The sequence below is a fragment of the Phreatobacter sp. genome, assembly GCF_051860605.1.
GTDB lineage: Bacteria > Pseudomonadota > Alphaproteobacteria > Rhizobiales > Phreatobacteraceae > Phreatobacter.
On the sequence record NZ_JBHYDR010000005.1, the window covers coordinates 50,489 to 68,809 of the forward strand.

Genomic DNA, 18,321 nt, shown 5'->3' on the forward strand with positions numbered 1-18,321 from the left:
CGGGACCGTCTTGCCCCGCCACGTCAGGCCGGGCGGTTTGGCGACAGAAACGATAGCCTATATAGAGAACCCGCAACGTGTCCCTTTCATCACATTCGCCCACGAAGTCGCGCGGCTTTTCACGCTTCCGCCAGGTTCGACCATGAGCCCTCTCGCCAACCATCCGTTCTGGAAGATGAACGGCGCCGGCAATGCCATCGTCGTGGTGGACCTGCGCGCCTCGAGCCATGTCGTGACCGCAGACGAGGCGCGGGCGATTGCCGCCGATCCGGCATCGGTCTTCGACCAGATGATGGTGCTGCACGCCCCGCGCACGCCCGGCACGGAGGCCTTTATCCGCATCTACAACACCGATGGCTCGCAGGCGGGCGCCTGCGGCAATGGCACGCGCTGCGTGGCCTGGGTGCTGACCGAAGGCACGGACCGCACGACCCTCGTGGTGGAGACGCGCGCCGGCCTGCTGGCCTGCCGGCGGCTCGGCCCGGCCGCGTTCTCGGTGGACATGGGCGAGCCGAAGTTCGGCTGGCAGGACATTCCGCTGGCCGAGGAATTCCGCGACACCCGCGCCATCGAGCTGCAGATCGGGCCGATCGACGATCCCATCCTGCACTCGCCCTCGGCCGTCTCCATGGGCAATCCGCATGCGATCTTCTGGGTCGACGACCCCTTTGCCTATGACCTTCCGAAGATCGGTCCCATGCTGGAGAACCATCCGATCTTTCCGGACCGGGCCAACATTTCGCTGGCGGCGGTGAAGGCACCCGACCACATCGTGCTGTGGGTGTGGGAGCGCGGCGCCGGCATCACCCGGGCCTGCGGCTCGGCCGCCTGTGCGGCACTGGTGGCGGCCGCGCGCACGAAGCGCACCGGCCGCGCGGCGCGCGTCACCCTGCCGGGCGGCGAACTGTTCATCGAATGGCGGGACGACAACCACGTCATCATGATCGGGCCGACGGAACTCGAGCACGAGGGCGTTTTCTCCCCCTCGCTGTTCGCAGACGCGGCCTGACCGCGCCATGTCCGTCGAGGTCGTCACGTTCGGCTGCCGGCTGAACACCTCCGAGTCCGAGGTGATGGCCAGGCTTGCGGCCGAAGCCGGGCTCGATCGCACCATCGTGGTCAACACCTGCGCGGTGACCGCCGAGGCGACGCGCCAGGCCCGCCAGGCGATCCGCCGGCTGAAGCGCGAGAACCCGGATGCGCGCATCGTCGTCACCGGCTGCGCGGCGCAGACCGAGCCGGAGACCTTCGCGGCCATGGGCGAGGTGGACCGCGTCATCGGCAATGACGAGAAGATGAAGGCATCCGCCTGGGGCGAGACGCGGACGGCGCTCGGCCGCGGTCCGGATTTCGGCGTCGCGGCGTCCGAGAAGGTGGCGGTCAACGACATCATGGCGGTGCGCGAGCAGGCGCTGCACCTTGTCGACGGACTGGCCGGCCGGTCGCGCGCCTTCGTGCAGGTGCAGAACGGCTGCGACCATCGCTGCACCTTCTGCATCATCCCGTTCGGCCGCGGAAACTCGCGCTCGGTGCCGATGGGCGAGGTGGTCAGCCAGACCCGCCGCCTCGTCGAGAACGGCTATCGCGAGGTGGTGCTGACCGGCGTCGACATCACCAGCTACGGGCAGGGCCTGCCGGCCGAGCCGAAGCTTGGCGCGCTGGTCAAGGCCATCCTGAGGCATGTTCCGGACCTCGAGCGGCTGCGCATCTCCTCCATCGATTCCGTCGAGGCCGATCGCGACCTGCTCGACGTCATTGCCGACGAGCCGCGCTTCATGCCGCACCTGCACCTCTCCCTGCAGGCGGGCGACGACATGATCCTGAAGCGGATGAAGCGCCGGCACCTCTCCGTCGATGCCAGGGCCTTCTGCGAGACGGTGCGCCGGCTGCGGCCGGACATCGTGTTCGGCGCCGACATCATCGCCGGCTTTCCCACCGAGACAGAGGACATGTTCGCCCGCTCGCTCGCCATCGTCGAGGATTGCGGGCTCACCCATCTCCATGTCTTCCCCTTCTCGCCCCGGCCGGGCACGCCGGCCGCGCGCATGCCGCAAGTGCCGCGCGAGGTGGTGAAGGAGCGGGCGCGGCGCCTGCGAGCCAAGGGCGAGGCCGCCCTTGCCGCCCATCTCAATGCGATGGTGGGGCGCTCGTTCCGGGTGCTGACGGAAACCGATGCCATGGGCCGCACCGAGCATTTCACGCCCGTGCGGCTGAGAGCACCCGCGCAGCCCGGCGTGATCGTCGACATCAGGGTGGCAGGCCATGACGGCCGCGAGGCGATGGCCGCCTGAGGCGCGTGGGCTGTGGCGGGGCAGCATTCTTTATTTCGGTATTTCTCGAATTACCGTTGACAGGCTTCTGGCGGCGTGCCACCTTTCGATCATGACGATTGACGATGCTGCAGCCCGCCTCGAAGCCCTCGGCAACCCGACCCGCCTGCGCATCTATCGTGCGCTGGTCCGGGCAGGGGAGGCCGGGACCAGCGTCGGGCAGTTGCAGGAACTCCTGAAGGTCGCGCCCTCGACCCTCTCGCACCACCTGAAGGCTCTCATCATCGTGGACCTCATCGCCCAGGAGCGGCGCGGGACGACGCTGATCTGCCGGGCCAACTACGCGGTGATGCACGGCCTGATCGGCTTTCTTGCCGAGGAGTGCTGCGCGGAATCCGCCTGTTCGGAGGGACCGCTTGTCCTGCCTGCCGCCTGAATCATTTGCCCGATAATTCGATCAAACCGGAAGTAACGAATAATATGAGCGCCACCGTCATCCGCACCGTTGCCGTGATTGGTGCCGGCCCCGTGGGTCTGGCCGCCGCCGCCCATCTCCTCGAACGCGGCCTGAAACCGGTCGTGCTGGAAGCCGGCGCGGAAGCCGGCCACGCCATGCGCCAGTGGGCCCATGTCCAGCTGTTCTCACCCTGGGAGTTCAACGTCGACCGGGCTGCCGAGCGGCTGCTCCAGCCGACGGGATGGGTGGCGCCGGAGCCCGGTCGCTATCCGACCGGGGGTGAGATGATCGAGGGCTATGTGGCGCCACTCGCGGCCGCTCTTGGCGATCATGTCCGGACTGACGCGCGGGTGGTGGCCCTCGGCCGGCGCGGCTTCGACAAGGTGAAGACGGCCGGGCGCGGCGAGGCACCGTTCGAGCTGCGGCTGGCCGGCGGCGAGGTGATCCTTGCCGATGCGGTCATCGACACGTCCGGCACCTGGGACCGGCCGGGACCGTCCGGCGCAAATGGCCTGCCTGTCATCGGGGAGGCGGAGGCCGCGGGCCGCATCGCCTATGGCATGCCCGACGTCCTCGGTGCCGCCCGTGCCCGCTATGCCGGCCGGCAGGTCGCGGTGCTGGGTGCCGGTCACTCGGCGCTCGGGACGCTTCTCGACCTGGCCAGGCTGATGCAGGAAGAGCCCGGCACGCGCATCACCTGGCTGGTGCGCGGCGCCGACCCCGCAAAGTCCTTCGGCGGCGGTGCCAATGATGCGCTCGCCGCGCGCGGCGAACTGGGCACGGAGATGAAGCGGCTTGCGGAGAGCGGCGGCATCGCCATCGAGACCCGCTTCGGCGTGGAGCGGCTGCGCGAGGAAGGCGGCGCGCTGATCGTCACGGCGGCCGATGGCCGCTCGGTCGCGGTCGACGAACTGGTGGTGGCAACGGGATTCCGGCCGGACCTGTCGTTCCTGTCCGAACTGCGTTTTGCGCTGGATCCGGCGCTCGAATGCCCGCCCCTGCTGGCGCCGCTGATCGACCCCAACGTGCACAGTTGCGGCTCGGTGCGCCCGCATGGCGCGCGCGAACTCGCCCAGCCGGAACCGGGGCTCTATCTCGCCGGCATGAAGTCCTACGGGCGGGCACCGACCTTCCTCATGCTGACCGGCTATGAGCAGGTGCGCTCGATTGCCGCCGAACTGGCCGGCGATCACGAGGCGGCCCGGCGGGTCGAGCTGGTGCTGCCGGAGACGGGCGTCTGTTCCACCTCGCGCGGCCCTGCCCCTGCGGAAGCTGCCTGCTGCGGCGGTCCGGCCAAGGTTGATGCCACGGCCTGCTGCGCCGCCGACGAGACGGCCAGGCGTCAGGGCGCCTCCGGTTGCGGCTGTGGAACGACCGCGCCGCAGAAGGAGGTTCAGCCCGCCTGAAGCGGATTTGGATGAAGCCGGCGCGACAGGCGCCGGTTTCTCCTGCATAAGGCCAGCCCCATGGATTGGCAGGCAGGAGCGATCATGACGGAAGGTATTGTCGGCAACGTGGCCCCGACCGAGATCGTCCGCTTCTGGACGGAGGCCGGCCGCGAGCGCTGGTTCACCAAGGACGAGGGTTTCGACGGCGATTTCCGCCGGCGCTTCGAGGCGCTGCACTGGGCCGCGGCCCGGCGCGAACTGGACCACTGGGCCGAGAGCGCGGAAGGGCTGCTCGGGCTGCTCATCCTGCTGGACCAGTTCCCGCGCAACTGCTTCCGGCGCACCGGGCACATGTATGCGACCGATCCGCTGGCGCGGATGATCGCGCGGAATGCCGTCGAGCGGGGGCTCGACCAGCAGGTGCCCGAGACGGTCAGGCTGTTCGTCTATCTGCCCTTTGCCCATTCCGAGGACCTGGCCGACCAGCAGCTTTCGGTGCGGCTGCAGTCGGCCCTGGGAGCCGAGCAGGAGGGGCATGCGCGCGGCCACCACGACATCATCGTCCGGTTCGGCCGCTTTCCCCATCGCAACCGTATCCTCGGCCGGGAGACGACGGCCGAGGAAGCGGAGTTCCTGTCCGAGGGCGGGTTTGCCGGCTGAGCACGGGCACGAGAAGGCCCGCCCGGCGGATCGCCGGACGGGCCGCTGTCCATCATCCTCGTGAAGGTTCAGCCCTGGCGGCGGGGGATGAGGCGTGTCACCTCGCGGGACATGTCGCGCAGGACCTCTTCGGGAGAGGCCTTCTGCTCGACGATGCGGGCGAGATTGTCGACCATCACCTGCGTCACGCGCACCGAGTTCTGGCCCGGGAAGGCGTACCACGGGATCATGAGGTGAACCTGCTTCGTGGCCGCCTGGAACAGCGGGTTCGCCTTGTAGAACGCGCCGAGATAGCCGGGATCGTCGATGGCGAGCTGGTTGCAGGGCACGTAGCCGGTGTTCTTCGCCATCAGGGTGGTGCCCTCGGCGGAGGTGGCGAACTTGATGAACTCCCAGGCCGCAGCCTGGCGGGCCGGATCCCTGCCCATCATCATGGCGCCGGCGCCGCCGGTCGGCAGACGGCCCTTGACCGGGTCGATCACCGGCAGCGTGGTGGTGGCCAGCTCGAAATTGCTGCCGACCATGCCGGAGACCTGACGCACCTGAGCGGTGGTGCGGAACATCATGCCCATCTTGCCGGCGCCGAACGACTGCAGGTCGGCATTGCCGGTGAGGTTCGGCATCTTGCCTTCCTTCACCATCCGGTCGAGCAGGCGCAGGGCCGCGAGGCCTTCGGCGCCGTCGAAGGCGACCTTGCTCTCGTCCTCGGTCAGCATGCGTCCGCCATGGCCGTAAAGCAGGGCGGAGAACATCCAGTCGTCGCCCGCCCAGCGGAAGAACATGCCGCTGTTGCCGTCGCCGAGAGCCGAGATCCTCGCCGCAAGGGCGATGACGCCGTCCCAATCCCTGGGCAGGGTTTCGATGCTGGCGCCGACCTTCTTCAGAAGATCGACATTGACATAGCTGATCGGGTTCGACGTGGCGAAGGCCAGGCCGCACTGCACGCCGCCATGGTGGCCGAGGCCGAGGATCGGCCTTGAATAGCCGATCTTCGCGAGGTCGCCCTCACGGTCGAGGAAGGGCTTCAGATCGGCTGCAATCGACCGCTCGGCGAAGAGGCGCAGGCGGTTGAGCCCCTGGAACGAGACATCCGGCAGGCCGCCGGTGGTCGCCTGGCGCAAGACGAGCTGGGCGCCGTCCTCATAGGTGGGCGTCGGGTTGACATAGGTGACCTTCACCCTGTCGCTCTTCTTGTTGAAGGCCTCGGCGACGGCCTCCATGGCGGTCTTGAAGATCTGCGGCATGGAATAATGCGCGACGACCTCGATGGTCTGGGCGCGAACCACATTTGGCATGGCAATGGTCGCGGCGCCGGCCATCAGGCCGAGCGTCGAGCGGCGGGTCATCTGGGTGGTCATCGGAACCTCTGGTTCGGGCCGGCTCAGGAGGATGGATCCGCCGCTCCGGCCCGTCCGGCGCGGCGGAATGGCAGAAGCGATCAGGCGCGCGGCAGGAGGCGGGCGACCTCGGCGGCCATGTCGGCGAGGGCGGTGTCGATCGGAGCCTTCTGCTCGACCACGCGGGTGATGTTGTCGGTGATGACGCGGGTGATGCGCACGCCGTTCGGGCCGGGGAAGGCGAACCACGGCACCATGAGCGGCATCTGGTTGACGCCGGTGCGAAACAGCGGGTTGGCGCGGTAGAAGTCACCGAGATGGCTGGAATCGGCGCCGGCAAGCGCGTTGACCGGCACGTAGCCCGTGCCCTTCACCATGATCGCGGTGCCCTCCGGGCTCGTTGCAAAGCGCAGGAACCGGTAAGCGGCCCGCTGCCTGGCGGGATCGCGGGCCAGCACCACGCCGGCGGCGCCGCCGGTCGGCAGGCGTCCCTTCTCGCGGTCGCCGCGCGGGAATGCCCAGGTGGTCAGGGCGAAGTTCTGGCCGAGCGAGTTGATCGCCGAACGCAGGAAGGCGGTCGACCAGAAATACATGCCGATCCGGCCAGCAGCGAAGGCCTGGGCGCCGGCCTCGCCGGCAAGCGTCGGCATCCCGCCCTCGCGCACCAGACGATCCAGAACGCCCAGCGTGGCGCGGCCCTCGGGCCCGGCAAAGCCGACCTCGGTCTCGGCCTCGTTCATCATGCGGCCGCCGAAGCCGAACAGCAGCGAGGAATACATCCAGTCGCCCTGCCAGCGGTAATAGGAGCCGTGGATGCCGTTGCCGAGAGCGGTGATGCGCTTCGAGGCCTCGATCACCTCGTCCCAGGTGGTCAGGGGCCTGTCCGGGTCGAGGCCGGCGCGGCGAAACAGGTCGGCATTGACGTAGACGATCGGATTGGAGGTGGCGAAGGCAAGACCGGCCTGGATGCCGGCCGCGCGGCCGAGGCTGAGCAGCTCTGGCGAGTAGCCAAGGGCACCGGCGTCGCCCTCCTGGGCGAGCAGGGGCGAAAGATCGAGAGCCAGGTTCCGCTCGGCGATGCCGCGGACCCGGTTCAGCCCCTGGAAGGTCAGGTCCGGCTGCTGTCCGGCCACGGCCTGGCGCAGCACAAGCTGCGTGCCGTCCTCGTAGTTCGGCGAGGGCGTCCGGTAGGACACCTTCACGTCGGCATTGCGCCGCATGAACTCGGCGGCGATCTGCTCCTTCACGTCCTTGTAGACGAGCGGCATGGCATAGTGGACCTCGATCTCGACCGGACTGGCGAGGGCAAGGCGCGGCGCGGCAAGCGTCGCGGCGGTGGCGAGAAGGGCGGTTCGCCGGCTCATCGATGAGGTCATGGGTCTCTCCGTCGGTTGCATGTCGAGAAGGGCGGGTGGCCGCCTCAGCCCTTGAGGCCGGTCATGGTGATGCCCTCGATGAAGCGGCGCTGGGCGATGAGGAAGGCGGCGACCAGCGGCAGGGTCGTGATCGTGGCGGCTGCCATCAGCGCGCCGAAATCGTCGCCCGCCTCCTCGGCGCGGAAATAGAGGACGCCGAGCGCGGGGGTCGCGAGCTCGCCCTTGCCGGAGACGGCGATCAGCGGCCAGAACAGGTCGTTCCAGTGCGCCACCACCGAGAAGATCGCGAAGGCGGTTGCGGCCGGCCAGGCGTTGGGCACGACGATGCGCCAGACGATGGACCATTCGCCGAGACCGTCCATGCGCGCGGCCTGGATCATCTCGTCCGGCATAGCGCGAAAGAACTGGCGGAACAGGAAGATGGCGAAGACCGAAATGGTCGAGGGGGCGATCAGCGCCGCATAGGTGTTGAGGATGCCGGTCTGGGCAAAGGCGATGTAGAGCGGGATGGCCGGGACATGGGCGGGGATCAGAAGTCCCAGCATGACGAAGGCGAACAGCGTCTCGCGGCCACGGAAGTTCAACTTGGCCAGCGCATAGCCGGCGGGCAGGGCGAAGGCGAGCTGGAAGACCAGGATGCCGAGGCAGACGATGGCGCCGTTCAGAAGATAGCGGCCGATCGGCACTTCGCGAAACACGCGCCCGTAGTTCCGGTCGACGGCGAAGGTTTCCGGGATCAGCGACATGGAGGCGCGCCAGACTTCGTCCAGCGGCTTCAGCGAGACCGAGATCATCCAGATGTAGGGCAACAGGAAGATCAGGCCGAGGACCGACAGCAGGATGAGCCGGGGCAGATCCGCGGCCAGGCTCTTGTCGTGCGGTGAGGAGGGGGTCATCGGTGCCTCACCCGTAGTGGACGCGGCGGTCAAGCACGCGCGTCTGGAGCATCATGAGAACCACCACCACCAGGAGGAAGACCACGGTGATGGCGCCCGAATAGCCCATGCGGAAGAAGGTGAAGCCTTCCGTGTACATGGTGAACAGCAGCACTTCGGAGGCCTTGTTCGGCCCGCCCTGGGTGAGCGTTGCGACGATGTCGAAGACGCGCAGGGCGCGGATCATGGTGATGGTCAGCACGAACAGGCTGGTGGGGCCGAGCAGCGGCCAGGTGACGGTCCAGAACCGCGACCAGGCCGAGCGCACGCCGTCGACCTCCGCCGCCGCGTAGAGGTCGCGCGGGATGGCGGTGAGGCCGGCCAGGAACAGCACCATGTTGAAGCCGATCTGCTCCCAGGTGCCGATGATGGCGAGCGTCCACATCACGCTGTCCGACGACCCGAGCCAGTTCGGCCCGACGACGCCAAGCGCCCTGAGCGCGGCATTCACCGGGCCGATGGTGGGGTGGAACATGTACTGAAACGCCGTGGCCATCGCGACCATCAGCGAGACCACGGGAAGGAAGAACACCGCCCGGAAGAACGCGCGCCCGCGTGTGCCCGCCTCGATCAGCATGGCCAGCAGCAGCCCGCCGATGATCGAGGCCGGCGTCGTCACCGCCACATAGAAGGCGGTGTTGCGGAACGAGGTGACGAAGCCGCGATCCTCCATCAGCTCGGCGAAATTGGCGAGGCCGACATAGCGCAGGCCCGGCGCGCCGAGCTCGTAGTCGGTGAAGGCGATGGCGACCACGGCGAGGGTCGGCAGGCCGAGCATCAGCACGAAGGCCGCGATGGCGGGCAGCGTCAGCATCCAGGCGGCGAGTGCCTCGGTCCGGCCGGGGCGGTCGGTCGCGCGGGCCGCTGAGGCCGGTGCGGGCAGGGCGATGTCAGACATAGCGGGGAACCCGCGGGGGCGTGGCCCGGACCTGTGCGGCGGCCGCGTCCCGGATCAGGCCGACGCGGCGGCCGGTGCGGTCGAAGGCGAGGAGGCGGCCCTCCTGCGGCAGGACGTGCAGCGCTTCCCTGGAGGGCGCATCCTCCCAGTCCTCCGGCGCGAGGCGCAGGATGAGCTCCGAGCCCTGCGCCGTTTCGCGCGCATAGACCAGCACTTCCGAACCCAGAAACTCGACGTGATGGGGCTTTGCCGGGATGCCGGCAGTGCCAAGCGTCAGGTGCTCGGGGCGGATGCCGATGTCGAGCGGGCCGGACGTGCGCGGGGCAACGGCCGTGGTCGTGTGGCCGGCAACCGTCACGCGGCCCTCGGGGCCGGCCTCTCCGGCAAGGATGTTGATGCGCGGCGAGCCGATGAATTTCGCAACCTCGATGGTGGCCGGCGTCTCGTAGACCTCGCGCGGCGAGCCGAACTGCAGAACGTGGCCGGCCAGCATGACCGCCACGCGGTCGGACATGGTCATGGCCTCGGCCTGGTCATGGGTGACATAGACCGTGGTGACGCCGACGCGCCGGTGCAGATCGACCAGTTCGCGGCGCATGTCGTGGCGCAGGGCCGCATCGAGATTGGACAGGGGCTCGTCCATCAGGAAGGCCTTCGGATGCCGCACGATGGCGCGGCCGAGGGCGACGCGCTGGCGCTGGCCGCCCGAGAGCTGGCCCGGCCGTCGCTGCATCAGGTGGTCGATGGACAGGAGCCGCGCGGCATCCTCCACTTCGGACCGGATCGCAGAGCGCCGCTCGCCCGTGCCGGCAATGAAGCGTCCGAGCAGCGGCGCGCGCTCGAAAGAGCTGAGCCGGCGCATGACCAGCGGCAGAGCGATGTTCTGCTCGACCGTCATATGCGGGTAGAGCGCGTAGTTCTGGAAGACCATCGCGACGTCCCGGTCCGCGGCGCGGCGGCCAGTCACGTCGATGCCACCGATGGCGACCGAGCCTGAATCGGCCTGTTCGAGGCCGGCGATGATGCGCAGCAGCGTGGTCTTGCCACAGCCGGACGGACCGACCAGCGAGACGAAGGCCCCCGCCTCGAAGCCGAGGCTGACGCCGTTGAGGACGCGCGTGGCGCCAAATGACTTCTCGACCCGGTCGAGAGTGATGCCGGCCATGAACCTGAACCTCCTGGATGAGGTCCGGTTAAGCGGTCCAGACAACAGTGCGGCGACGGGGGGATGACGTTTCACCGACATTCCTGCGACGGACCGGTGACACAGGCGATGCCGGGTTGCCTGTCGCGCGCCTGTCATCTGAGCCGGCTAGGCGACCTCTGATCCCTTCATCGGAGCTGCCCCATGCTGATCGCCCATCTGACCGACCTCCACGTACGGCCCGTGGGCTTGCCCGCCTATCGCACGGCCGAGACCAACATGCTGACCGAGCGGGCGATCGAGGCGGTGCTGGCGCTCAATCCCCGGCCGGACTGCGTGATCATTTCGGGCGACCTCACCGACAACGGGCTGATCCCGGAATATGAGAACCTGAAGCGCATGCTCTCCCGGCTGCCGATGCCGGTGTTCCTGATCCCCGGCAATCACGACCGCCGCGAGAACCTGAAACAGGTGCTGGCCGACTATCCCGGTCTGACGCAGCATCCGACCTATGCGCAGTGGACGGCCGAGCTCGGCCCGCTCAGGCTGATCGGCCTCGACACGGTGCTGCCGGAATCGGGCGCCGGCCGGCTTTGCACCGAGCGGCTCGCCTGGCTGGAGGAGAGGCTGGCCGAGGACCAGGCCCGCCCGACCGTGGTGGTCATGCACCATCCGCCCTTCACCTGCGGGCTCGGACATATGGACCGGATCGCGCTGATCGACGGCCGGGAGACCTTCGTCGACATCATCGCGCGCAATCCGCAGGTGGTGCGCATCCTGTGCGGCCATCACCACCGGCCGATCCAGGCCATCGTCGGCGGCACGCTCGCCATGGTCGGCCCCAGCATCGCCCATCAGGTGGTGCTGGACCTCAGCGGTGCCCAGACGGCTGCGTTCAACTTCGAGCCGGCCGCCTTCCATCTCCACCAGTGGCTGGACGAGACCGGTCTCGTCAGCCACACGGCCTATGTGGAAAAGGCGCCCGGCCCGTTTCCCTTCCTGCCGGACCCGGACTATCCGGGCCGGCCCAAGGCCTGAGGGCTCAGCCGACCGGCACGGTCTGCTTCATCGAGGCGCGTTCGGCGAACCCGGCATACCAGGCGGCAAGGCGGTCATTGCCGTTGCGCCAGCCGATGTCGGGGAAGCGGAAGTCGAGATAGGCGAGCGCGCAGCCGGCCGCCACGGTGCCGAGGTCGAGCCTGGTCTCCAGATGCTCGATCCACTGGCCGGAGAAGGTCGAGACCGTCGTGTGGATCTTGGTGATCTGACCCTTGGTCCAGTCGTTCCAGCGCAGCGATTCCGGGCGGGCGACGGTCTCGTAGCGGGCGAGCAGCGCGGCGTCGAGCAACTCGTCGGCCGCCGATTGCAGGACCAGCGCGCTCCAGCGTGCCGGCCCGCTGTCGGGGACGAGCTTCGGCGCATTGCCGATGGAGTCGAGATATTCGCAGATCACTCGGCTATCGTAGATGGCCATGCCGTCGTCGGCGACCAGGGTGGGAACCTTGCCGGTCGGATTGTGCGCCTTGATGGCGGCGTCCTGGTTGATCGGATGGGCCGCCGAGGCAAGCTTCTCGATCTGACCGTCGATGCCGCGCTCGATGGCGCAGACCATGACCTTCCGGACAAAGGGCGAGGCGGGGGAGAAGAACAGCTTCACAGCGGCGTTTCCTTGGGCAGGGATCTGCCGGCGCCGGTCATCGGCGCGCGCGTCCCGTCCGCATGACAATAGGGCGCCGAGGGTCCGGCGGCGAGATGGCGCGATGCAGGGGGCCGGCGCCCTGGCGGAATGGCTGGCAAACCAGTCGAAACGTGACGGTGGTCACTTCGCCGCAGCGCAACAAGGCGCATGGAAGGGGCAACGCATTCGCGCCCCATTGCCCCAGCCAAGGAGAACCGCCCATGGCGATCCATCCGGACGAAATACAGCCGGCAGCCCGTTGCTGGCCGCTTCTCGGGGCCCGGGGAGCGGCGCCGGCGGCCAGGTCCTGCCCCTCCCCCTGCCTCCAGAAGGGAGGTGGCCGAAGCCCTGATTTAACCTCGCGGAGGGACGCGCGGCCGGAGCCGGTCTGACTTTCTTCGGAACTCCCTCGGTCTCGGGACGTTGACCCAGCGAGCCCTTGTCGCAGGAGGACCCGCTATGACAAACCACGATCCCCGCGAACCGCGCCGCGCAGACGCCGATCCGATCGCGCCCGAGGCGCGCCGCACCAACACCGAGCCGCCGCTGCCGGTGGGCGATCCTCGCTTTGACCGCAGCCCCGGCAATCGCTGGATGGTCATCGGCGGGATCGCCGCTGCGCTCATCCTTGTCATCGTCGTGATGTCGATGCTGGGCTCGTCCGGGACGCCGACCGTCCGCGCTCCCGAGGCGCAGCGACCGCCGGTTGCTCAGGGCACCCCGGCCGTGGTTCCGCCGCCTGCCGCCGATCCGGGCACGACCGGCTCGGTTCCGCCGGCCCAGCCGATCCAGCCGGCGCCGCCTCCGCAGACGCCCGCCCAGCAACCCTGACGCGGCCTTCCGGCCTGTCACATCAGACGATTCAAGAAACACAAGGGCCGGTCCTTCGGGGCCGGCCCTTTGCTGTGCGCGCCTCCCGTCGCCGCAAGCCCTGCCAGCGCTGAACGCCTTGCCAGACGCTTGGAACTCCCGTCCCGGAGGAACCCCCCCGCCCTGACAAACGTTGATATGGCACCATTTCTCATTCCGGGAGACAGGACCATGACCCACTACGATCCCCGCGATATTCGCGAGCCGCGACCGGTGGATGTGGATCCCGCCACGCGTGATCGCCACATGCCGGGCAGCACCAATCATCCTTTGAGCGACCCGCGCCTGCAGGCTTCGGCAAGCGGCACGGGCGTGATGATCGTCGGCGGATTTGCCGCCGCCCTGCTGCTGGTGTTCCTGGTGGCTTCCATGTTTGGCGGGCCGGCCGAGCGGACCGCCCAGGCGCCGTCCGCGCCGCAGATGGAACAGCGCGCGCCGACCCCGGCTCCGCCGGCCCCGGCTGCCCAGCCGCCGGCAGCCGATCCGGCCGTGCCGGCCCCGAACCCGCCCGCCTCGCAGCCCTGACGGCACGCCAATCTGATCTAGGGTCCGGGAGAGGCTGATTGATGGCCCCGGAATTCTCAAGGGGGAGCGGCTCCGCAAGGGGCCGCTCCTGCCACTTCGGGGTCCGGGCCTCCTACCCGGCGCTTGCCTGGCTCAGAACGTCACCACGCTTCGGATCGACTTGCCCTCGTGCATGAGGTCGAAGGCGGTGTTGATCTCGTCGAGCGGCATGGTGTGGGTGATCAGCGAGTCGATGTCGATCTTGCCGTCCATGTACCAGTCGACGATCTTCGGAACGTCCGTGCGGCCTCTGGCGCCGCCGAAGGCCGAGCCCTTCCACACACGACCGGTGACAAGCTGGAACGGCCGCGTGGAGATCTCCGTCCCCGACGGCGCAACCCCGATGATGATGCTCTCGCCCCAGCCGCGGTGGCAGCATTCCAGCGCCTGGCGCATGGTCGTGGTGTTGCCGATGCACTCGAAGGAGAAGTCGGCGCCGCCACCCGTCAGGTCGACAATGGCCTGAACGACCTTGTCGCGGCCCACCTCGTCCGGATTGATGAAGTCGGTCATGCCGAACTTGCGGGCCATCTCGGCCTTGGCCGGGTTGAGGTCGATGCCGATGATCCGGTCGGCGCCCACCATGCGGGCGCCCTGGATGACGTTGAGACCGATGCCGCCAAGGCCGAACACCGCGACATTCGCACCCGGCCAGACCTTGGCCGTATAGATCACCGCCCCGATGCCGGTCGTCACCCCGCAGCCGATATAGCAGATCTTGTCGAAGGGGGCGTCCTCGCGGACTTTTGCCAGGGCAATCTCCGGCAGCACGGTGAAGTTCGAGAAGGTCGAGCAGCCCATATAGTGAAACACCTCGTTGCGGCCGCCGCCGGCGGGTTCGCAGGAAAAGCGAGATGTATTGTCGGGCATCAGGCCCAACCCCTGGGTGCCGCGGATGGCGGTGCACAGGTTCGAGCGTTGCGACAGGCAGGTTTTGCAGGCCCGGCATTCCGGCGTGTAGAGCGGAATGACATGGTCGCCGACCTTCACCGAGGTGACGCCTGCGCCCACCTCGCGGACGACGCCCGCGCCTTCGTGGCCGAGGATCGCCGGAAACTTGCCCTCCGAATCGAGGCCTGACAGCGTATAGGCGTCGGTGTGGCACACGCCTGTTGCCATGATCTCCACCAGCACCTCGCCGGCTTTCGGGCCGCCGATGTCGATGGTCTCGATGGTCAGGGGCTTGTTCGCCTCCCAGGCCACAGCCGCACGCGTCTTCATCCTCATCTCCATCATGCCCTGCGGCCGACTGCCGCGCACCGATGACACCACGGCGGCCAGATCGTCGCAACCGGCGGGTTGACAGTGTCAACGTAAGAAGGTAGGCAGTGTCAACCTGATGCTCGGAGGACCCTGTGATGGTGCCGCACAACCACACGACCGGCAGGCATGCAACGCCCTTCCTCCTGCGCTACGGGCCTTGGGCCGTGGTCACCGGGGCGTCGGATGGCATAGGCCGGGCCATGGCCCTGAACCTCGCCCGCCGGGGCTTCGGTCTGGTGCTGGCGGCTCGCCGGCCTGACCGCCTGGCGGCAGTGGCAGCCGAGGCCGCGGCCGCCTCGGGTATTGAACCGGTGGTGGTGGCCGCCGATCTCGGCACGGAAGACGGACTGAGGGCGCTGATCGATGCCTCTGCCTCGCATGACGTGGGGCTGGTGGTCTGCGCTGCCGGCTTCGGTACATCCGGTCCCATTGCTTCCGCCGATGCGGAGATCGAACGCGCCATGGTCCGGCTCAATTGCGAGAGCGTGATGCTGACCGTCCATCATTTTGCGGACCGTCTGTCGCGCCGCGGCAGGGGCGGCATCGTGCTGATGAGCTCGCTGGTCGCCTTCCAGGGCGTGCCTCGCGCCGCCCACTATGCGGCCACCAAGGCCTATGTGCAGACGCTGGCCGAAGGGATCCGCCGTGAGCTTGCCCCTGCCGGTGTCGATGTCATCGCCTCCGCTCCCGGGCCCGTGACGAGCGGCTTTGCTGCCCGTGCCACCATGACCATGGGCCGCGCCGAAACGCCGGACGTCGTCGCCCGGGGAACGCTCGCGGCTCTCGGCCGGCGCACGACTGTGCGTCCCGGCCTGCTCGCCAAGCTTCTGGGGGGGGCGCTTGCCCTGTTGCCGCGCGCAGGCCGGACCAGGATCATGGAGGCGGTGATGCAGGGCATGACGGGAGCGGGGCATGGCAAGGGCACGATCGGCAGTGGCGGACCTGCGTGAGGCCTGCGTTGGCGAGGCTATGGCGGTGATCGAGCAATCCGGGGTCGAGGCGCTCAGCCTTCGGGAGGTTGCGCGGCGGCTGGGGGTGTCGCACCAGGCGCCCTACAAGCACTATCCCAGCAGGGATCATCTGCTGGCGGAGGTGGTGCGCCGGATCTTCGACGGCTTCGCGCGTCACCTCGACGACCGTCCCGCGACCGACGATCCCCATTCAGATCTCAGCGCGATCGGTTCGGCCTATCTCGCCTATGCCAGTGCCCATCCGCTGCAATACCGCTTGATGTTTGCCACGCCCCTGCCGGACCCCGCGGGTCATCCGGACATGATGCGCAGCGCCCAGCACGCATTCGCCATTCTCGGACGGGCCATCGCCCGCATCCAGGCCATGTCCGTGCCCGCCGGCGGTGAACGCCTCGCCCAACTGGACGCCCTCTATGTCTGGGCAACCGTGCATGGCCTGGCCAGCATCATGCAGTCGCCGGCCGTCGGAACGCTGGGTCTGCCCGGAACCGTCCACCAGTCCATGCAGTGCCACGCCATGGCCCGGCTGCATCTGGCCCTTTCCGCGCCGCCACCGGAGGACGCCCTGCCATGACGCCGATGCGCGCAGGCCTTGCCGAAACCGTGCTGTGGTCGGTCGCCGGCCTGTGCGGGCTGCTGTTCCTTGCCACGCTCGTCCTGTGGGCGTTCGACAAGCGCCTCCTGGGGGATGCCAGCGTCTGGGCCAAGCCGATGAAGTTCGCCATCTCGGTTGGCATCCACACGGCGACCATGGCGCTGGTCGCCGGGATGCTCGGAGCAGGCTGGCGGTCGGCTGGCACGCTCACGGCTGTTGCGATCATCTATGCTGCCGCCTGTGCCGGCGAACTGGGCTACATCGTCGTTCAGGCGGCCCGCCAGCAGCACTCGCATTTCAACCAGTCCACGGCCTTCCACGCCGCCATGTACAATTTCATGGCTGCCGCAGCCGTCGTGATCACGGCCACGGCAGCCATTATCGGCATCATTGCCTTCGCAGACTCCGAGGCGCGGCTCGATGGCCCGGTCCGCCTTGCCATCCTGCTGGGCCTGGTCGGCGGCACGGTCCTGACGCTGGTCACCGCCTTCACGATAGGGTCCCGCCTCAGCCCCCTTGTCGGAACCGAGCCGGCCGGTGGAGCGCGCATGCCGCTGACCGGCTGGTCCCTGACAGTCGGCGACCTGCGCGCAGCCCATTTCCTCGCGACCCACATGATGCAGGTCCTGCCGATCGCCGGCCTTCTCGCCGTCTGGTTCCTGCCGGCGCCCGCCGCAACGGCAGCGGTCGCGGCGACGGCGCTGGTCTGGACCGGCCTGACGTGGCTCATCTATCGTCAGGCCCTGGACGGCGAGCCGATCATGGCCGCGTTCGCCCGATAGGACGTCGTGCGGAACATCGCACGCTGACATTGCGTGAACGCAAGGAGGATGCGCTGGATCGACGCAGATCACCGCCTATCTTGCATTGCGACACGGGACATCCCGTCCCCCCGATCCCGGGAGACACGCCATGACCAGCCTTGAGAGGCCCCAGAACGGCATCCACCACGTCACCGCCATTGCCGGTCCCGCCCGCCGGAACCATGCCTTCTATACCGAGGTGCTTGGCCTGAGGCTGGTGAAGAAGACCGTCAATTTCGACGATCCCGGCACCTATCACCTCTATTTCGGCGACGAGGCCGGCTCGCCGGGCACGATCCTGACCTTCTTTCCGTGGGAGCACGCGAACCCCGGCCGGCTCGGCATCGGTCAGACCCAGGAGACCGCGTTCCGGGTGCCCGAAGGCTCGCTGGGCTTCTGGACGCAGCGCTTCATCGAGCGCGGCGTTGCCCACGATAGCATCGTGAAGCGCTTCGGCGAGACGGTGTTGCCGTTCAGCGATCCGGACGGCATGCGGCTCGCCCTTGTCTGCACGCCCGGCGCGGAGGCCGAGGCGGGCTGGACGGGTGGCGGCATCGAGGCCGCGCACGCCATCCGCGGGTTTCATGGCGTCAGCCTGATGGTCGCCGACGGAACCCGGACGGGTGCGATCCTTGTCGACGTCTTCGGCTTCGAGGCTGCCGAGGCCGAGGGTCAGGTCCGTCGCTACCGCGTGCCGGGCACGACGATCGGCGGCGTGATCGACATCCGCTCGGCGGGCGACTTCCTGCCCGGGCGCGAGGGTGCCGGTTCGGTTCACCACATTGCGTTCAGGGCGGCGGATGATGCCGCGCAGGCCGCGATGGTGGACAAGCTCACCCGCGACCACGGCCAGCGGGTCACGGAACAGCGCGATCGCAACTACTTCCGCTCGGTCTATTTCCGCGAGCCGGGCGGTGTCCTGTTCGAGATCGCGACCGACGCGCCGGGCTTTGCCGTCGACGAGCCGGTTGGCCATCTCGGCGAGGCACTGAAGCTGCCGGCCGGCCTCGAGCCGATGCGTGCGCGCATTGAGGCCGTGCTTCCGGCCGTGGCGTGACGCTTGCGCCCGGCCACAGCCAGAACGCCCCCGCGGTTCACGCCGCGGGGGCCGT

The 18,321-nt window shown here is 68.4% G+C and carries 19 protein-coding genes; 12 read left to right on the plus strand and 7 right to left on the minus strand.

Annotated features, from left to right (window positions below; translation table 11 throughout):
- The first annotated feature begins 142 nt into the window (after positions 1-142).
- The 5 genes from dapF to ACTIFS_RS10075 all read left to right on the plus strand — a co-directional run bounded on the left by dapF (position 143) and on the right by ACTIFS_RS10075 (position 4,775).
- A complete protein-coding gene (dapF, locus tag ACTIFS_RS10055) occupies positions 143-1,009 on the plus strand; it encodes a diaminopimelate epimerase (RefSeq protein WP_439573957.1) in 867 nt (288 codons plus the stop codon).
- 7 nt (positions 1,010-1,016) lie between these two features.
- Positions 1,017-2,291 carry a tRNA (N(6)-L-threonylcarbamoyladenosine(37)-C(2))-methylthiotransferase MtaB gene (gene mtaB, locus ACTIFS_RS10060; protein ID WP_439573958.1) on the plus strand — a complete coding sequence of 425 codons (1,275 nt, stop codon included), beginning with the start codon at positions 1,017-1,019 and terminating at the stop codon, positions 2,289-2,291.
- A 91-nt stretch (positions 2,292-2,382) separates the two neighbouring features.
- Positions 2,383-2,706, plus strand: coding sequence for an ArsR/SmtB family transcription factor (locus tag ACTIFS_RS10065; protein ID WP_439573959.1), 324 nt, complete (start codon positions 2,383-2,385; stop codon positions 2,704-2,706).
- Between the two features lie 44 nt (positions 2,707-2,750).
- The gene (locus ACTIFS_RS10070) at positions 2,751-4,133 is read left to right on the plus strand and encodes an FAD-dependent oxidoreductase (protein ID WP_439573960.1); all 1,383 of its coding nucleotides are present in this window, start codon (positions 2,751-2,753) and stop codon (positions 4,131-4,133) included.
- Positions 4,134-4,217: 84 nt separating this feature from the next.
- On the plus strand, positions 4,218-4,775 hold the full coding sequence (locus ACTIFS_RS10075) for a DUF924 family protein (protein ID WP_439573961.1): 558 nt from the start codon (positions 4,218-4,220) through the stop codon (positions 4,773-4,775).
- Between the two features lie 68 nt (positions 4,776-4,843).
- On the opposite strand, the gene ACTIFS_RS10080 is transcribed toward ACTIFS_RS10075, so the two are convergent.
- The 5 genes from ACTIFS_RS10080 to ACTIFS_RS10100 all read right to left on the minus strand — a co-directional run bounded on the left by ACTIFS_RS10080 (position 4,844) and on the right by ACTIFS_RS10100 (position 10,486).
- Positions 4,844-6,133 carry an ABC transporter substrate-binding protein gene (locus tag ACTIFS_RS10080; RefSeq protein ID WP_439573962.1) on the minus strand — a complete coding sequence of 430 codons (1,290 nt, stop codon included), beginning with the start codon at positions 6,131-6,133 and terminating at the stop codon, positions 4,844-4,846.
- A gap of 80 nt (positions 6,134-6,213) precedes the next feature.
- A complete protein-coding gene (locus ACTIFS_RS10085; protein WP_439574255.1) occupies positions 6,214-7,476 on the minus strand; it encodes an ABC transporter substrate-binding protein in 1,263 nt (420 codons plus the stop codon).
- A 56-nt stretch (positions 7,477-7,532) separates the two neighbouring features.
- Positions 7,533-8,384 (minus strand): carbohydrate ABC transporter permease, encoded by an 852-nt coding sequence (locus ACTIFS_RS10090; protein WP_439573963.1) that lies wholly within the window; start codon positions 8,382-8,384, stop codon positions 7,533-7,535.
- 7 nt (positions 8,385-8,391) lie between these two features.
- Entirely contained in the window at positions 8,392-9,321 is a 930-nt protein-coding gene (locus ACTIFS_RS10095; protein WP_439573964.1) for a carbohydrate ABC transporter permease, read from the minus strand.
- Entirely contained in the window at positions 9,314-10,486 is a 1,173-nt protein-coding gene (locus ACTIFS_RS10100) for an ABC transporter ATP-binding protein (protein WP_439573965.1), read from the minus strand. The genes ACTIFS_RS10095 and ACTIFS_RS10100 overlap by 8 nt, the downstream gene beginning before the upstream one ends.
- A gap of 183 nt (positions 10,487-10,669) precedes the next feature.
- Here ACTIFS_RS10100 and ACTIFS_RS10105 point away from each other — a divergent pair, with 183 nt between their 5' ends.
- Entirely contained in the window at positions 10,670-11,503 is an 834-nt protein-coding gene (locus ACTIFS_RS10105) for a phosphodiesterase (RefSeq protein ID WP_439573966.1), read from the plus strand.
- 4 nt (positions 11,504-11,507) lie between these two features.
- On the opposite strand, the gene ACTIFS_RS10110 is transcribed toward ACTIFS_RS10105, so the two are convergent.
- Entirely contained in the window at positions 11,508-12,122 is a 615-nt protein-coding gene (locus ACTIFS_RS10110; protein ID WP_439573967.1) for a glutathione S-transferase, read from the minus strand.
- A 480-nt stretch (positions 12,123-12,602) separates the two neighbouring features.
- Here ACTIFS_RS10110 and ACTIFS_RS10115 point away from each other — a divergent pair, with 480 nt between their 5' ends.
- The gene (locus ACTIFS_RS10115; RefSeq protein ID WP_439573968.1) at positions 12,603-12,974 is read left to right on the plus strand and encodes a hypothetical protein; all 372 of its coding nucleotides are present in this window, start codon (positions 12,603-12,605) and stop codon (positions 12,972-12,974) included.
- A gap of 210 nt (positions 12,975-13,184) precedes the next feature.
- Positions 13,185-13,538 carry a hypothetical protein gene (locus ACTIFS_RS10120; RefSeq protein WP_439573969.1) on the plus strand — a complete coding sequence of 118 codons (354 nt, stop codon included), beginning with the start codon at positions 13,185-13,187 and terminating at the stop codon, positions 13,536-13,538.
- 132 nt (positions 13,539-13,670) lie between these two features.
- Here ACTIFS_RS10120 and ACTIFS_RS10125 read toward each other — a convergent pair whose 3' ends face one another.
- Positions 13,671-14,798 carry an S-(hydroxymethyl)glutathione dehydrogenase/class III alcohol dehydrogenase gene (locus tag ACTIFS_RS10125; RefSeq protein WP_439573970.1) on the minus strand — a complete coding sequence of 376 codons (1,128 nt, stop codon included), beginning with the start codon at positions 14,796-14,798 and terminating at the stop codon, positions 13,671-13,673.
- A 137-nt stretch (positions 14,799-14,935) separates the two neighbouring features.
- Here ACTIFS_RS10125 and ACTIFS_RS10130 point away from each other — a divergent pair, with 137 nt between their 5' ends.
- The 4 genes from ACTIFS_RS10130 to ACTIFS_RS10145 all read left to right on the plus strand — a co-directional run bounded on the left by ACTIFS_RS10130 (position 14,936) and on the right by ACTIFS_RS10145 (position 18,266).
- A complete protein-coding gene (locus ACTIFS_RS10130) occupies positions 14,936-15,790 on the plus strand; it encodes an SDR family NAD(P)-dependent oxidoreductase (RefSeq protein ID WP_439573971.1) in 855 nt (284 codons plus the stop codon).
- Positions 15,753-16,385, plus strand: a complete 633-nt coding sequence (locus tag ACTIFS_RS10135; protein WP_439573972.1) for a TetR/AcrR family transcriptional regulator — start codon at positions 15,753-15,755, stop codon at positions 16,383-16,385. Before ACTIFS_RS10130 ends, ACTIFS_RS10135 begins: the two co-directional genes overlap by 38 nt.
- On the plus strand, positions 16,382-17,188 hold the full coding sequence (locus ACTIFS_RS10140) for a hypothetical protein (RefSeq protein WP_439573973.1): 807 nt from the start codon (positions 16,382-16,384) through the stop codon (positions 17,186-17,188). The genes ACTIFS_RS10135 and ACTIFS_RS10140 overlap by 4 nt, the downstream gene beginning before the upstream one ends.
- Positions 17,189-17,318: 130 nt before the next feature.
- Positions 17,319-18,266: a ring-cleaving dioxygenase gene (locus ACTIFS_RS10145; protein WP_439573974.1), complete on the plus strand. Its 948-nt coding sequence runs from the start codon at positions 17,319-17,321 to the stop codon at positions 18,264-18,266.
- Positions 18,267-18,321 lie beyond the last annotated feature (55 nt).

Coding starts and splice junctions, on each gene's coding strand:
- ACTIFS_RS10075 (WP_439573961.1), top strand. CDS start 4,218: ATGACGGAAGGTATTGTCGGCAACGTGGCCCCGACCGAGATCGTCCGC.
- ACTIFS_RS10085 (WP_439574255.1), bottom strand. CDS start 7,476: ATGAGCCGGCGAACCGCCCTTCTCGCCACCGCCGCGACGCTTGCCGCG.
- ACTIFS_RS10130 (WP_439573971.1), top strand. CDS start 14,936: ATGGTGCCGCACAACCACACGACCGGCAGGCATGCAACGCCCTTCCTC.
- ACTIFS_RS10135 (WP_439573972.1), top strand. CDS start 15,753: ATGGCAAGGGCACGATCGGCAGTGGCGGACCTGCGTGAGGCCTGCGTT.
- ACTIFS_RS10090 (WP_439573963.1), bottom strand. CDS start 8,384: ATGACCCCCTCCTCACCGCACGACAAGAGCCTGGCCGCGGATCTGCCC.
- dapF (WP_439573957.1), top strand. CDS start 143: ATGAGCCCTCTCGCCAACCATCCGTTCTGGAAGATGAACGGCGCCGGC.
- ACTIFS_RS10115 (WP_439573968.1), top strand. CDS start 12,603: ATGACAAACCACGATCCCCGCGAACCGCGCCGCGCAGACGCCGATCCG.
- ACTIFS_RS10120 (WP_439573969.1), top strand. CDS start 13,185: ATGACCCACTACGATCCCCGCGATATTCGCGAGCCGCGACCGGTGGAT.
- ACTIFS_RS10125 (WP_439573970.1), bottom strand. CDS start 14,798: ATGAAGACGCGTGCGGCTGTGGCCTGGGAGGCGAACAAGCCCCTGACC.
- ACTIFS_RS10100 (WP_439573965.1), bottom strand. CDS start 10,486: ATGGCCGGCATCACTCTCGACCGGGTCGAGAAGTCATTTGGCGCCACG.
- ACTIFS_RS10105 (WP_439573966.1), top strand. CDS start 10,670: ATGCTGATCGCCCATCTGACCGACCTCCACGTACGGCCCGTGGGCTTG.
- ACTIFS_RS10070 (WP_439573960.1), top strand. CDS start 2,751: ATGAGCGCCACCGTCATCCGCACCGTTGCCGTGATTGGTGCCGGCCCC.
- ACTIFS_RS10065 (WP_439573959.1), top strand. CDS start 2,383: ATGACGATTGACGATGCTGCAGCCCGCCTCGAAGCCCTCGGCAACCCG.
- mtaB (WP_439573958.1), top strand. CDS start 1,017: ATGTCCGTCGAGGTCGTCACGTTCGGCTGCCGGCTGAACACCTCCGAG.
- ACTIFS_RS10140 (WP_439573973.1), top strand. CDS start 16,382: ATGACGCCGATGCGCGCAGGCCTTGCCGAAACCGTGCTGTGGTCGGTC.
- ACTIFS_RS10145 (WP_439573974.1), top strand. CDS start 17,319: ATGACCAGCCTTGAGAGGCCCCAGAACGGCATCCACCACGTCACCGCC.
- ACTIFS_RS10095 (WP_439573964.1), bottom strand. CDS start 9,321: ATGTCTGACATCGCCCTGCCCGCACCGGCCTCAGCGGCCCGCGCGACC.
- ACTIFS_RS10080 (WP_439573962.1), bottom strand. CDS start 6,133: ATGACCACCCAGATGACCCGCCGCTCGACGCTCGGCCTGATGGCCGGC.